The organism is Lentzea sp. NPDC102401, assembly GCF_044765805.1.
Classification (GTDB): Bacteria; Actinomycetota; Actinomycetes; order Mycobacteriales; family Pseudonocardiaceae; genus Lentzea; species Lentzea sokolovensis.
This window is the reverse complement of record NZ_JBIWKS010000018.1, coordinates 88315-102115: the sequence shown is the minus strand read 5'-3', so window position 1 is coordinate 102115 and position 13801 is coordinate 88315. Positions and strand designations below refer to the sequence as shown.

The following is a 13801-nucleotide window of genomic DNA, read 5'->3' as shown; positions in this document are numbered from 1 at the left end:
CAGGAAGCGAAGTCGAGGTTCGTTCAGGCAATCGCCGGTCATCTCGGACTTCAGCGGTAACTCGACCAAGCGAATCAACGAACGACCGAGCGAATCTAGGCTGATCGACTTTGCGGAGTCAGCAGTTCGTTGATGGAATCGAGTGAGATCCCGAGCGCACCCGCGAGGGCGGCGATGGTGAAGAACGACGGCGTGGGGGCACGTCCGGTCTCGATCTTGCGCACGGTCTCGGCGGACAGGCCGGCGCGGGCCGCGATCTCGACCATGCTCTCCTCGCCGCGGGCGTCCCGCAGCATCTGCCCGAGCCGCCTGCCGCGCTCCCGTTCCAGCGACGTCAGTGGGATGCGCACCATGGGTGCGGATTCTACGCGAAACAGACGTGCCGGGTGGCGTGAGAAAAGTCCGTTGCGAGCCCGGCCGATCCCGACATAGGTTCGTCTTACACACGAGAGGAGGTGGTCCGAAGTTGTATAGCAACAGGACTCGTGAGGTGGCTGTCCGATAGGACCGCCTTTTGGTGACGCCTTGTCGTAAACCCAGGCAGCCACCCGACCCCCGGACTTCGAGCGCTGGTCCCGCTCGGCCTGCTCGCGCAGGAGTCGTCCGGGGGTTGTCCCGTTCTCAGGCCTTCTTCAGCGCCAGCAGATCCGCGACGAACGCGTCGAACGCCTCGCTGAAGTTCTCGGCCCGCACGACCGCCGACGGGTGCACCTTCACGCCCACCCGCAGCCCGTCGTGCTCCAGCACCTCACCGCGGTGCTCGGTCAGCTTGAACGAAGGCCCCAGCACCGCCTTCGCCGCGACGGCCCCCAGCACGACCACGAGCCGCGGCTTCACCACGCGGATCTCCTCCCGCAACCACGGGAAGCAGGCCACGACCTGACCTCGCAAAGGCTGCTGATGGATCCTGCGCCTGCCGCGCTCGGTGAACCGGAAGTGCTTCACCGCGTTCGTCAGGTACGTCTTCGAACGATCGATCCTGGCGGCCTTGAACGCCTTGTCCAGCAACCGTCCGGCAGGCCCGACGAACACGTGGCCCTCGGTGTCCTCGTGGTCACCGGGGCACTCGCCCACCATCATCAGCCGCGCCGGCACCGGCCCCTCGCCGAACACGGTCTGTGAGGCGTCCTTGTAGAGCTCGCAGCCGTGGCACTTCGCGGCCGCAGACTGCAACGCCGCCCAGTCAGCCCCCTCAGGGACGTACTGGGCGGCGTCCGCCGTCTTGCCCGCGCTCTTACTTGTCCGAGCGGAAGGCATCCTTGACCTTCTCGCCGGCCTGCTTGATGTCGGCCTTGGCGCGCTCGGCGCGGCCCTCGGCCTGCCACTGCTCGTTGTCTGTGGCGTCGCCGACGGCTTCCTTGGCGCGGCCCTTGAGTTCGTCTGCCTTGTTGCTGAACTTCTCATCGGCACCCATGCTTCCCGGTTACCCCGCGAGCACCGATCGAAACAGTTGATAAGGTGATCACTCGCGGTTGAGAACCCAGCCGCAAGCCGATGTGACGGCTTGCCCTGGGTGTGCCCGCCCTTCGCAATGCAGCTCCAGAGCTCGTCGTCACACCGGCATGCCGCTGTGACCGTGACGACGTGAAAGGAGCAGGCGGTGTCGTCCGCGAGAATCACCGCCCTGGAGGCCGAGGTGGCAGGGCTGCGCAAGGCCCTGGCGTCCCGGACAGTCATTGGGCAGGCCACAGGCCTGATCGCCGCGCGCAAACCCTGCACACCCCAGCAGGCGTTCCAGCTGCTGGTGCACATATCCCAGCACCACAACATCAAGCTGCACGTCGCCGCGGACCGGCTGGTCACGGCGTTCGTGCACGCGCACCTGGGCCGGCCCGTCGAGCCGGCCGACCAGATGCTGTGGGATCACGTCGACGCGACGACCGCGAACGACTCCGGTGGAAGCAACGACGGGTTCGCTGAGGAGGTCAGCAGCACGTCTCCCTGAGGTAGCGGGACGGGGGTCGTGCCGAGGTTCACCGCCACGCGGGTCGTGCCGCGGTGCAACACCAGGCACTCCCCGTCCTGCTCCACCACGAACCTGTCCAGTCGCGGATCGGCCAGCTCCGGGCGGGAGCGGCGCAACGCGATCAGGGCGCGATAGGTGTCCAGGACCACGGCGTGGTCGCCTTCACGGGCCTCGTCCCAGCGCAACCGCGAGTTCTCGACTGTCTGCGGCGACATGGGGTCCGGCACGTCGGACTCGCCCCAGCCGTGCCGGGAGAACTCGCGCCGCCGGCCCGTGCGGACGGCCTCCGCGAGTTGCGGGTCCGGGAACGACGCGAAGAACTGCCACGGCGTGGAAGCCGCCCACTCCTCCCCCATGAAGATCATGGGCGTGTAGGGCGAGGTGAGCACGATCGCCGCCGCACACAACAACTTGCCCGTCGACACCGAGGCGGTCAGCCGGTCGCCGGTGGCGCGGTTGCCGATCTGGTCGTGGTTCTGCGTGTACGCGAGGAACCGGTAGCCGGGGATCAACGCGGTGTCGACCGGCTTGCCGTGGTGCTTCCCGCGGAACGACGACCACGTGCCGGCGTGGAAGAACACCTTCTCCAGCGTGTTCTTCAAGGCTCCTGGTGCCGCGAAGTCCTCGTAGTAGCCGAAAGTCTCGCCGGTCAGCGCGACGTGCAGGCAGTGGTGCAGGTCGTCGGACCACTGCGCCTGCAGACCGTAGCCACCGCCTTCACGCGCCGTCACGAGCCTGGCGTCGTTCAGGTCGGACTCGGCGATCAGCGTGAGCGGACGGCCCACCGCCGCTGACAACGCGTCCACCTCGACGGACAGCTCTTCGAGGACGTGGGTCGCGCGGCTGTCCGCCAGGGCGTGCACGGCGTCGAGCCGCAGCCCGTCGACGTGGAAGTCCCGCAACCACTGCAGCGCGTTGTCGATGACGTACCGGCGCACCTCGTCGGAGCCCGGCCCGTCCAGGTTCAGTCCTGGGCCCCAGTCGTTGCGTCCCGCGAAGTACGGGCCGAACTTGTCGAGGTACGCGCCGGACGGCCCGAGGTGGTTGTAGACCACGTCGAGCAGCACGGCGAGGCCTCGGGCATGACAGGCGTCCACGAACCGCTTGAACCCGTCCGGACCGCCGTAGGGGTCGTGCACAGCACCCCACAGCACTCCGTCGTAACCCCAGCCCTCGACGCCGTCGAAGCTGTTGACCGGCATGACCTCCACGAACGAGATGCCGAGGTCCACCAGGTGGTCGAGCCTGCCGATGGCCGCGTCGAACGTGCCCTCCGGCGTGAACGTGCCGATGTGCAGCTCGTAGATCACACCGCCCGGCAGCGCCCGGCCGGTCCACGCGCCGTCGGTCCACTCGAAATCGTGGGCGTAGACACGGGAGGCCTCGTGCACCCCGTCGGGCTGCCACAGCGACCGGGGATCCGGGTACGCCTTGCCCTCGATGACGAACGCGTAGTCCGTCCCGTCAGTGTCAGAGTGCCACCAGTCGCCGTCGCGCTTCATCTCGTGGTCGAAGCCGTCGACACGCACGTGCACCGACTCGGGCGTCGGCGCCCAGACGGAGAAGCTCACTGATCCCCCTGCACCAGCAACGCCACCGGATAGGTGTCGAGCAACGACGCCAGGTCCTCCGTCGCCGGCCGTCCGGTGAGGACGTCCGTCCACTTCGCACCCGGCAGCGGCAGAACCGTGTCCTGCCAGCCCTTCTGCTCCAGCCCGACCGGCAGGCGGGTGGCCACCGTGATCACACCGGACCGTTCGAACGCCAGCACGTGCCCGGCCGCCGGGCCCTCGGCGTGCAGCGGCCGGTAGCCGTGCAGACCGCGTTTGCGCACGTGCAAAGCCTTCTGCACCACGAGAAGCTTCGCCGCGCCCGAGTCGTCGACCTCCGGCAGCCAGCCGGACTCGATGCGCGCCAGCAGATCCCGGCGCACGTCGTAGTCGACCGGCCTGCGGTTGTCCGGGTCGACCAGCGAGAAGTCCCACAGCTCGGTGCCCTGGTACACGTCCGGCACGCCCGGCGCGGTGAGCTGGACCAGCTTCTGCCCCAGCGAGTTCGACCAGCCGGGTGCCTTGATCCGTTCGGCGAACGCGGTGACCTCTGGCTCGTTCAGCGCCTTCGCGGGCCACGCGGCCACCTCGGCGTCGAACTCGGCGTTCCGGTCGACCCACGACGTCCTGATCTTGGCCTCGCGCGACGCCTTCTCCAGGTACTGGCCCAGGCGTTCCTCCGTCAGCGGCCACGCGCCGACGAGCGACTGCCAGGCCAGGCGGTTCAGCGTCGGCTCGGAGATGCCGTGCTTCTCGCTCATCGCGGCCTCGAACGCCAGGTACTCGTCGGGGATCTCCGCCAGCACGGCCAGCCTGGCGCGCACGTCTTCCGACCGCTTGGTGTCGTGCGTGGACAACGCCGTCATGGCGTTCGGCTCCGCGGACTCCCGCCGGGCCGCGCGCTGGTGGAACTCCTCGACGGGCAGGCCGAACCGGTCCGGCGAACCGCCGACCTCGTTCAGCGCCACGAAGTTCGTGTACCGGTAGAACGCGGTGTCCTCGGTGCCCTTCGCGACGACCATGCCGGACGTCTGCTGGATCCTGGTCGCCAGCTCGCCGCGCGGGTCGGCGCGGACCTGCTCGTCGAGCGCCCGCACCGCGGGCGACCTGCTCAGCCTGACCGCGGTCTCCCAGTGGTGCAGGCCTTCCGGCAGGTACGAGCGGTACACCGGGAAGTTGACCATCACCTCGGCGACGGCCGCGCAGGCGTCCTCGAACCCGACACCCTCGACGAGCCGGGCGATCCGGCGCACCTCGGCCACCAGGATCGAGTCCGCGACCTGCTGCCGCGACGAGTGCTCGACGGTGTGGAAGTCGCCGTCGAAGGCCTCGGTCGGTGCGATGAACACGCCGCAGATCTCCCGCAACGCGTCGTAGCCCGTCGTGCCGTCGACCGGCCAGCTCTGCGGCATCGACTCGTCCGGCCCGAGGATCTTCTCCACCACGAGCCAGCCGTCGAAGTGCTCGCGCAGCCGCCGGAAGTAGCCGCCGGGGTCGGCGAGCCCGTCCGGGTGGTCGACGCGCAACCCCGTGACGCCCCAGGACAACACCGCGCGATGCGTCGCCTCGAACACCTCGGGGTCTTCGACGCGCACCGCCGCAAGTTCGGTGATGTCGAAGAACCGGCGGTAGTTCAGCTCGGTGTTCCCGCGCCGCCAGTTCGCTTTCAGGTAGTGCTCGTGAACCTCGTCCTCGGCGTCCTCGCCGAGGACCGGCAGCAGCACCTTGCCGGACGACCAGTCGATGTCGAAGTACCGCGCGTACCTCGACTCCTGCCCGTGGGCGAGAACGTCCTCCCACCACGGGTTCGGCACGACCATGTGGTTCGGCACGATGTCGACGACCAGGCCGAGGTCCAGCGCCTTCAGCCGGTCCTGCAGCGCCACCCGTCCCTCGTCACCGCCCAGCTCGGGCCGGGCGCGGGTGGGGTCCACGACGTCGTAGCCGTGCGTCGACCCCTCCCGCGCGTCGAGCATCGGCGACGCGTACAGCGCGCCGATCCCCAGGCGCGCCAGGTAGTCCGCGACGGCTGCGGCGTCGGCGAAGGTGAAGGACGGGGTGAACTGAACGCGGTACGTCGAGGACGGCGCGCCCATCAGCCCACCCGCTGCAGCACGACGAGCGACCGCGCGGTCAGCGACAACTGCCCGGACGCGGCGATCGGCTTCTCGTTGCCACCGACCTCCCCGGTCGTGGTGTCCACGACGACCTTCCACTCAGGACCGTACTCGGGATCGGGCAACGTGACCTGGATGTCCTCGTAGTGCGCGTTGAACGCCATCAGGAACGAGTCGTCGACCACCCGCATGCCGCGCGAGTCGAGGTCGGGAATGCCCTCACCGTTGAGGAAGACGGTGATGCATTTGCCGAGGTCGTCCTCCCAGTTCTGCTCGGTCATCTCCTCACCGGCCGGCGTGAACCACGCGATGTCGCGCAGTTCCTCGCCCTTGCGGATCGGCCTGCCCGCGAAGAAGCGCTTGCGCCGGAACACCGGGTGCGCCTTGCGGAACGCGGCGAGCGCCGAGGTGAACTCGGCCAGCTCGGAGTTGGCCTCCAGCAACGACCAGTCGACCCACGAGACCTCGTTGTCCTGGCAGTACGCGTTGTTGTTGCCGTTCTGCGTACGCCCGAACTCGTCGCCGTTCACGATCATCGGCACCCCCTGCGACAACAGCATCGTCGCCATCAGGTTCCGCCGCTGCCGCCGCCGGAGGGTGAGGACCTCCTCGTCGTCGGTCGGCCCCTCGACACCGCAGTTCCAGGATCGGTTGTGGCTCTCGCCGTCCTGGTTGTCCTCGCCGTTGGCCTCGTTGTGCTTGTCGTTGTACGACACCAGGTCGTTGAGCGTGAAGCCGTCGTGCGCCGTCACGAAGTTGATCGACGCGTACGGTCGCCGGCCGTCGTCCTGGTAGAGGTCGCTGCTGCCGGTGATGCGCGACGCGAACTCGCCCATCGTCGCCGGCTCACCGCGCCAGAAGTCGCGGACCGTGTCGCGGAACTTGCCGTTCCACTCCGTCCACAGTGGAGGGAAGTTGCCGACCTGGTACCCACCGGGCCCGACGTCCCACGGCTCCGCGATCAGCTTGACCTGCGACACCACCGGGTCCTGCTGCACGACCTCGAAGAACGTCGCCAGCCGGTCCACGTCGTAGAACTCGCGCGCCAGCGTCGCGGCGAGGTCGAACCGGAAGCCGTCGACGTGCATCTCGGTGACCCAGTACCGCAGCGAGTCCATGATGAGCTGCAACGTGTGCGGCGAGCGCACGTTCAGCGAGTTACCGGTGCCCGTGTAGTCCGTGTAGTACTGCGGGTCGTCGTCGACCAGCCGGTAGTACGACTCGTTGTCGATACCGCGCATCGACAGCGTCGGCCCGAGGTGGTTGCCCTCCGCCGTGTGGTTGTAGACGACGTCGAGGATGACCTCGATCCCCGCCTGGTGCAGGGCGCGGACCATGCCCTTGAACTCCTGCACCTGGTTCAACGGCAACGCCGAGTAACCGTCGTGCGGCGCGAAGAACCCGATCGTGTTGTAGCCCCAGTAGTTGCTCAACCGCCGCTCGGCCAGCGTGTGATCGCTGATGAACTGGTGCACCGGCATCAGCTCGACGGCCGTGACCCCGAGCTTGATCAGGTGGTCGATCATCACCGGATGCGCGAGGCCCGCGTACGTGCCCCGCAGCCGCGGCGGGATCTCCGGGTGGTCGATGGTGAGACCGCGAACGTGCGCCTCGTAGATGACGCTCTCGTTGTACGGCGTCCTGGGCAGCCGATCGTTCGTCCAGTCGAAGAACGGGTTCACCACCACGGACTTCGGCACGTGGGGAGCGGAATCGTCGTCGTTGCGCTCGTCCGGCGATCCGAACTTGTACCCGTACAGCGCCTCGTCCCACGCCAGGCCGTTCGAGATGGCCTTGGCGTACGGGTCGATCAGCAGCTTGTTGGGGTTGCACCGCAGGCCTCGGGCCGGGTCGTGCGGCCCGTGCACGCGGTAGCCGTACCGCTGCCCCGGGCCCACGCCGAGCAGGTAACCGTGGTGGACGAAACCGTCCACCTCCGGCAGCCTCACGCGGGTCTCTGTGCCGTCCTCGTCGAAGAGGCAGAGCTCGACGTACTCCGCGACTTCGGAGAACAGGGCGAAGTTCGTGCCAACGCCGTCATAACCGGCGCCAAGCGGGTAGGGCCGTCCAGGCCAGGGTCGCACGATGCTCCTCGTCACAAGGCATTAGCTACCCGTCGACCCTATCCGTCTAACCCGTACCCGGCATCACACTCCTTCGTGTGCAAGAACGAGCTGCCCACGTGCGGCCGTGAGCAGCGTGCGGGCTTCCTGGATCTCCGCGTACTTCAGGTGTTCACAAGCGGCCTCGGCGCACGCCAGCGCGTGCTGGAGGGCGATGTTGTCCTCGACGGGACCCGCGTCCCGCAGCGCGTCGCGAAGGGATTCCTCCGCGCGCCGTGCCCCGACCACCGGGTCGCCGAGCGCGGTGGGTCTCACCGAAGCGAGGACCTGTTCGACGGCCAGTTCAAGCACGCCGGTTGATGTCCGCGTGCCCACGGCTGAGCTCATTTGGTACGCCACCTCCAAGAACGTTCGTCTTCCGCCGTCCGGTGACGGCTCTACAGTACTCCGCGGGTCTATGACCTGCCGTTACGCAAAAGTTTCATCTTTCGCGGTTGCGCAGTGGGCGCGTGATCTCCCGGACTCGTGGGAAGAACTCGTCCAATGCCACCGGCAAGGGGATTCTCCAGTTCGGGTGCTCGTCGATCGTGCCCGGCACGTTGGGCTGCCGGGTTTCCCGCAGAGCGTCCTGAGGTGAGGTCAGGACCAACGCGCAGGGGGCCTGCGCGAGCAGTTCGTGGGCGCCTTCGACCCTGTCCGCGGACTTGATGCCCTCCTGCCGCATCAGCTCGTCGAAGTCGGGGCCGTCGGGGCCCGCGAAGAACGTCGCCGCGGTCGGCAGGTCGTGCGTGGAGATGCTGGCCATCTGGTTCGGGTTCCACTGCGACGGCGGGATCAGCGGGTGATCCTCCGCGTAGTAGTCGCGCTGGAAGTAGAGGACGGCGCTGGTCAGCATGCCGTTCTCCTGCAACGTCTTCGTGACGACCGGCTCGACGGTGCCCAGGTCCTCGCCGACGACGACGGCGCCGGCCCGGTAGGCCTCCAGCGCGAGCACGCCGAGCATGGCGTCGGAGTCGTAGTAGACGTAAGTGCCGCGGGACGGTGGCTCGCCCGGCGGGATCCACCAGAGCCGCCACAGGCCGGCGACGTGGTCGATGCGGATGCCGTCGGCGTGCTTGAGGACGCTGCGCAGCACCTGCCGGAACGGGCGGTAGCCGGTCTCGGCGAGCTTGTCCGGGCGCCACGGCGGCAGGCCCCAGCCCTGGCCGTCGGCGCTGAACGCGTCGGGTGGCGCGCCGACCGTGACGTCGATGGCGAACACGTCGGGATCCGCGAACGTGTCCGCGCCGCCGGGGTCGACGCCCACCGGGAGGTCGTGGATGACGCCGATGGCCATGCCGGCCTCGTGCGCGGCGAGCCGGACGTCCTGGAGCTGGCGGGTGCAGAGGTGCTGGAGCCAGGCGTAGAACCCGACCCGTTCGGCGGGAGGCTCGGGACGGTCGGCGGGCCACGTGCGCCAGTCCTTGCCGTGGACCTCGGCGAGCGCGCAGTACGTGGCGAACTTCTCCAGCTCGGCGTCCATCTCGACGTCGCCGCCGGGGAAGAGCAGCTCCAGCGCCTGCTTCTTGGCGTCCCAGATCTCGTCGTAGTCGATCAGCTCGTGGTTGCGGGGCCTGAGGTCGCGGATGAGCTGCCGGGTGCGCGGGCAGGCCTGCAGGAACTCGGCCGTGTCGGTGACGCGCAAGTAGAGCGGGTTCGCGAAGCGGCGGGTGGTCGGCGAGTACGGCGAGCGTTCGACGGGATGCGTCGGCGACGGCGCCTGCACGGGGTTGACCAGCACGACGCCGGCGTCCAGCTCCAGGCTGCTCCTGCGGGCGATGGTGGCGAGGTCGGCGAAGTCGCCCATCCCCCACGAGTCCTTCGAGCGCGCGGCGTAGAGCTGCAGCATCCAGCCCCAGGTGTGCGGGACGTCCGGCAGCGTCCTGGGCGCGACGGCGAGCGTGACGGTCTGGTCCCCGGTGACGACGCGGTGCCAGCCGAGCGGAACCGAATCGGGCACGTGCCGTTCGACGGCGAACGAGGTGCCGTCCTCCAGCTCGATGGTCGCGGGGCCGCGCAGGTCGTACGTCTCGTACTCGCGGATGACGATCGTGGGCGGGAGCTTCTGCTCGGCCCGCCGGCGTTCGACCGCGGCGAGTTCGCGGGCGACGGAGTCCTCAGTGGACGCGTCGACACCGAACTGGGCGAGGATCTTGACGACGACCTCGCGATCGACCGCGACCTCTTGCTGGTCCGCGTTTTCGTACCGTGTGGCAACGCCCCAAGCGTCCGCCAGCCGCGCCACCAACTCCTCCACAGGTACAAGCTATGTCATAGCCCGGTCCGCATTACCAGAGCAAATGGTCCCTGGTCACCCGATGGGTGCAGGCCGGTCGAGACACCCACGCAGAGATGCATTTACTTAGACATCCGATGCTTCACCTGGAATTGCCACGACAGCCTCGACCTCGACCAGGAAATCGGGTCCGAACAACGCCGCCACCTGAACCAGCGTGCTGGCGGGGTTGGGCAGTTCTCCCAGCGCGGGCCGCAGAATCTCGTCCCGCACATCACGAATGGTCTGAACCTCCGACGCATCAAGCACGAACCACGTGAACTTGACGACATCCGACCAGTCCGCGCCAAACCTCCGAATGACGTGATGAAGATTGCTCAGCGCCTGCCGCGTCTGCGCCGCCAGGTCGTCCACGCCGACCGCGCACCCCTGCGCGTCGACCGCGACCTGACCGGAGACGAACGCGAGCGTGCCGGTGACCGTCACCGCGTGGGCGTAGCCGGGGGTCGTGGGCAGGTCGGGCAGTTCGGTCAGACGCTCCTGGGCGGGCATGACGTCACCCTACTCAGGCGGCGGGTCCGCTGGAGTTGCGCACGACCAGCCGCACCAGGTGCTCCGCCGGCTCGATCTCCCCACCCCTGATCAGCGTGAACAGGTCGGCGACCGCCCGCTCCCCCTGGGTCTTCGCCGCCCCCTCGACCGCGGTCAGCCCGACCACGCGGGTGAGCTCCTGCCCGTCCAGCGACACGATCGACACCTCGTCGGGCACCGCGCGCCCGTCCCGCTGCATGCGCAGGAAGATCCCGACCGCCGCGGCGCCGTTCGAGCTGATCACCGCGGTCGGCAGGCGTTCGCCGTCGAGCAGCACGTCGACCACCTGCTCGCCGCCGTCGACGGTCGGCGAGCACCACACCGTCCACTCGGGACGAACCTCGAGGCCCGCGGCGACCAGGATCTCGTCGTACGACTCGTCCACGCCGTCGGCCAGCACCAGGGCGACCTCGCGATGCCCGAGAGACTGGAGGTGGGAGACGGCGGTCTGCAGCGCGTGGCGGAGATCGGTGTCGTCGACCGTGACGTGCGGGACCTCCAACGACTCCAGCGCGACCTGCTCCGAAGAGGACAGCGACATCGACAGCAGCAGCACACCGTCCACCCGGCGTCCCAGCGGCAACTCGTCGAAGAACTTGGCGCGCGCGTCCGCGTCACCCAGGACGTAGAGCAGCACGTCGTACCCGGCCTGCCGCAACGCGCCCTCCGCGCCCGCCAGCACGGGACTGACCTCGGACGTCAGCACCGCGATCGCGTACCGGCGCCCACCGGCCAGCGAGGAGGCGTCGCGGGCGATCGCGTACTTCATCCGGCGCGCGACGTCGCTCACGTGCTGCCGGGTCGCCTCGGACACGCCCGGTTCGCCTCGCAGCGCGCGCGATACGGTCGCAGCGGACACCCCTGCGGCCTTGGCCACATCGGACATGCTGGTCACGGCCCGAGCGTATTGGAGATCCATGAAGCCCGGCGACCTCGCCCCCGACTTCACGCTGCCCGACCAGGACGGCACCGACCGCAAGCTGTCGACGCTGCTCGAGGACGGCCCGGTCGTGCTCTTCTTCTACCCCGCGGCGATGACGTCCGGGTGCACCGCGCAGAGCTGCCACTTCCGCGACCTGGCCCAGGAGTTCAAAGAGGCAGGAGCCCAGCGCGTCGGGATCTCGATGGACGACGTCGCGAAGCAGAAGGAGTTCGCCGAACTGAACGGCTTCGACTACCCGCTGCTCGCCGACGTCGGCGGCGACGTCGCGGAGCAGTACGGCGTGCGGCGCCGGTTCGGACCGATCCCGGTCAAGCGGCACACGTTCGTCATCGGGGCCGGCCGCGAGATCATCGAGGTGGTCAAGAGCGAGTTCTCGATGAACGCGCACGCGGACAAGGCGCTGGCGGCGCTCAGGAGTCGGTGATCGTCAGCACGCCGTAGGGCCCGGAAGCCTTGCCCTCGCGGACAGTCGCGCCGTCGATCGTGTACTTGCCGTGCACTTCGGCGCCGTCCGGGCCCGCGACGACCACGAGCATCACGGACTCGGACGCGGGGTCGGCGGGCACCTCGACCGTGCGCGTCCACGGCAGCGTCACGCTCGCCTCGTTGTGGATGGTCGCGCCGACGGTCGCGGTGACGTTGAACGCCTTGCCGGTGCCGGTCACCTCGAACACGACGGTCCGCTTCGCCGGTGCGGGCGACTCCACGGGCTCCAGCGAAACCCCCGTGCCCGTCGAGGAGCTGAAGGTCCGCTCCAGCATGGTCGTCACGTGACTGCCGAACGCAAGTGTGCCCGCGACCACCAGCACCGTGATCAGCAACAGCACCCAGGGCCACTTCGGCGACCTGGGTGGCTCGTGCAACGGTGGTGCGATGCCGTATTCGGGCGGTTGGTGCGACATGAAGACCCCCTGATGAGGGAGTCGATCTCGCGACTCCCGCCGTTACCGCTGCTGGGACGCAGCGGGGCGCGAAAAGGATCCGTGTCAGCCGGTCTGCACCGCGGCGGCCAGGGCCAGCCGTTCGACGTGGTCGGCGCTGAGCGAGCCGGCGTCGTGCTGCCGGTACTCCGCCGCCAGTTCCCGGGCCCGCACCCGGAACGACCCGCCGTGCAGCACCTCGCGCACCGCGGCCCTGATCGCCTTCTCCGACGGCGCCGAGGTGCGCAGGTTCAGGCCTGCGCCGGACCGTTCGACGCGGGCGGCCACCTCGGGCTTGTCCTCGGTCGTGCCCGCCACGACCAGCGGGACGCCCTGGGCGAGCGCGAGTTGCACACCGCCGAACCCGCCGTTGGTGACCATCGCGGCGATTTCGGGCAGCAGCCGGTCGTAGGGCAGGAACGGCGCGGTGAAGGCGTTGGCGGGCAGCGGGCCCACGTCGTGCGCGCCGGTGCTGGCGACGACGGTGACCGGCTCGTCGGCCAACGCGTGGATCGTGGGCAGCACGAGCTGCGCCAGGTCCATGTCCGCGACCGTGCCCTGGGTGACGTGCACGATCGGGCGGCCGGCGGTCATCATGCGTTCCCACCAGTCCGGCAGGTCGACGGACGGCGCCGGGTCGACCAGCGCGCCGACGAACTTCACCTGCGGCGGCATGAACGCGCGCGGGTGCTCCAGGCCGGCGATGCCGTTCTGCAGGTGCAGGTGCGGCGACACGGTCGCGAGCCCGCTCTCGCCCGCGGGCAGGCCGAGACCGGCGAGGATCCGGTCGCGGTGCCGGAACACGGGCTTGAACGCCACGTTGTCCAGCAACCCTCGCACGGCCGCGTACCGCATCCGGGCGAACGCACCGGTCCGATACCGCAGGCCGGGTCCGAACGGCGGCACGTCCGGCGCGGGCAGCATCATCGGCATCACACCGACGCTGACGGCGCGAGGCCCGCCGAGCTGGTCGACCAAGGTCGCGCCGAGGTACGCGGCGTCGTGCAGAACGAGGTCGGCAGGCCGTTCGGCCAGCACGCGCTGCAGGTCGCTGACCTGCGCGGGGATCGGGTCCAGGAACACCGCGGTCATGTCGTAGCGCAGCTTCGCGATGCCCTTGAGCCTGGCGCGCTCGGGGAACAGCTCGTCGACGTTGCGGCCCTGGTGGTCGATCGACGGGTCCATCGCGACGAACTCCGCGCCGGTGGCGGCGATCCGAGCCGCGAACACCTCGCCGGTGCACCACCGCACGTGATGGCCGCGCTCGGTCAGCGCACGGGCGATGGGCAGCAACGGCGCGACGTGGCCGGGTACGGGCATGGTCGCGAACAACAGGTTCAGACGGGGCACGGGAGCAGTCGATCAGATCGCGCTTA

14 protein-coding genes are annotated in these 13801 nt (G+C 69.0%); 2 read left to right on the top strand and 12 right to left on the bottom strand.

The annotated features are described in order from the left end of the window. Positions 1-95: 95 nt before the first annotated feature. The 3 genes from ACIRG5_RS42850 to ACIRG5_RS42840 all read right to left on the bottom strand — a co-directional run bounded on the left by ACIRG5_RS42850 (position 96) and on the right by ACIRG5_RS42840 (position 1414). Positions 96-353, bottom strand: a complete 258-nt coding sequence (locus ACIRG5_RS42850) for a helix-turn-helix domain-containing protein (protein WP_401041549.1) — start codon at positions 351-353, stop codon at positions 96-98. A gap of 268 nt (positions 354-621) precedes the next feature. Next, positions 622-1257, bottom strand: coding sequence for a UdgX family uracil-DNA binding protein (locus tag ACIRG5_RS42845; protein ID WP_402916237.1), 636 nt, complete (start codon positions 1255-1257; stop codon positions 622-624). Then, entirely contained in the window at positions 1235-1414 is a 180-nt protein-coding gene (locus ACIRG5_RS42840) for a CsbD family protein (protein ID WP_330274177.1), read from the bottom strand. The genes ACIRG5_RS42845 and ACIRG5_RS42840 overlap by 23 nt, the downstream gene beginning before the upstream one ends. A gap of 186 nt (positions 1415-1600) precedes the next feature. On the opposite strand from ACIRG5_RS42840, the gene ACIRG5_RS42835 reads away from it, so the two are divergent. After that, positions 1601-1945, top strand: a complete 345-nt coding sequence (locus ACIRG5_RS42835; RefSeq protein ID WP_402916235.1) for an ANTAR domain-containing protein — start codon at positions 1601-1603, stop codon at positions 1943-1945. Here the strand turns inward: ACIRG5_RS42835 and treZ are convergent. The 7 genes from treZ to ACIRG5_RS42800 all read right to left on the bottom strand — a co-directional run bounded on the left by treZ (position 1864) and on the right by ACIRG5_RS42800 (position 11448). Continuing rightward, positions 1864-3537 (bottom strand): malto-oligosyltrehalose trehalohydrolase, encoded by a 1674-nt coding sequence (gene treZ / locus ACIRG5_RS42830; protein WP_402916233.1) that lies wholly within the window; start codon positions 3535-3537, stop codon positions 1864-1866. The two genes, ACIRG5_RS42835 and treZ, sit on opposite strands and share 82 nt — an antisense overlap. Beyond that, a complete protein-coding gene (gene treY / locus ACIRG5_RS42825) occupies positions 3534-5612 on the bottom strand; it encodes a malto-oligosyltrehalose synthase (protein WP_402916231.1) in 2079 nt (692 codons plus the stop codon). Before treY ends, treZ begins: the two co-directional genes overlap by 4 nt. Further along, entirely contained in the window at positions 5612-7717 is a 2106-nt protein-coding gene (gene glgX / locus ACIRG5_RS42820) for a glycogen debranching protein GlgX (RefSeq protein WP_402916229.1), read from the bottom strand. The genes treY and glgX overlap by 1 nt, the downstream gene beginning before the upstream one ends. A gap of 63 nt (positions 7718-7780) precedes the next feature. Next, on the bottom strand, positions 7781-8083 hold the full coding sequence (locus ACIRG5_RS42815; protein ID WP_319981386.1) for a hypothetical protein: 303 nt from the start codon (positions 8081-8083) through the stop codon (positions 7781-7783). 94 nt (positions 8084-8177) lie between these two features. Then, positions 8178-9992, bottom strand: coding sequence for a 4-alpha-glucanotransferase (locus ACIRG5_RS42810; protein WP_402916227.1), 1815 nt, complete (start codon positions 9990-9992; stop codon positions 8178-8180). 105 nt (positions 9993-10097) lie between these two features. Further along, the gene (locus tag ACIRG5_RS42805; protein ID WP_402916225.1) at positions 10098-10523 is read right to left on the bottom strand and encodes a RidA family protein; all 426 of its coding nucleotides are present in this window, start codon (positions 10521-10523) and stop codon (positions 10098-10100) included. A 13-nt stretch (positions 10524-10536) separates the two neighbouring features. Next, positions 10537-11448 (bottom strand): LacI family DNA-binding transcriptional regulator, encoded by a 912-nt coding sequence (locus ACIRG5_RS42800; RefSeq protein WP_319981446.1) that lies wholly within the window; start codon positions 11446-11448, stop codon positions 10537-10539. 31 nt (positions 11449-11479) lie between these two features. Here ACIRG5_RS42800 and ACIRG5_RS42795 point away from each other — a divergent pair, with 31 nt between their 5' ends. Further along, positions 11480-11929 (top strand): peroxiredoxin, encoded by a 450-nt coding sequence (locus ACIRG5_RS42795; RefSeq protein WP_402916223.1) that lies wholly within the window; start codon positions 11480-11482, stop codon positions 11927-11929. Here the strand turns inward: ACIRG5_RS42795 and ACIRG5_RS42790 are convergent. Next, the gene (locus ACIRG5_RS42790; protein WP_402916221.1) at positions 11916-12407 is read right to left on the bottom strand and encodes an MmpS family transport accessory protein; all 492 of its coding nucleotides are present in this window, start codon (positions 12405-12407) and stop codon (positions 11916-11918) included. The two genes, ACIRG5_RS42795 and ACIRG5_RS42790, sit on opposite strands and share 14 nt — an antisense overlap. Before the next feature lie 84 nt (positions 12408-12491). Beyond that, on the bottom strand, positions 12492-13775 hold the full coding sequence (locus ACIRG5_RS42785) for a glycosyltransferase (RefSeq protein WP_402916219.1): 1284 nt from the start codon (positions 13773-13775) through the stop codon (positions 12492-12494). Between the last annotated feature and the right edge of the window lie 26 nt (positions 13776-13801).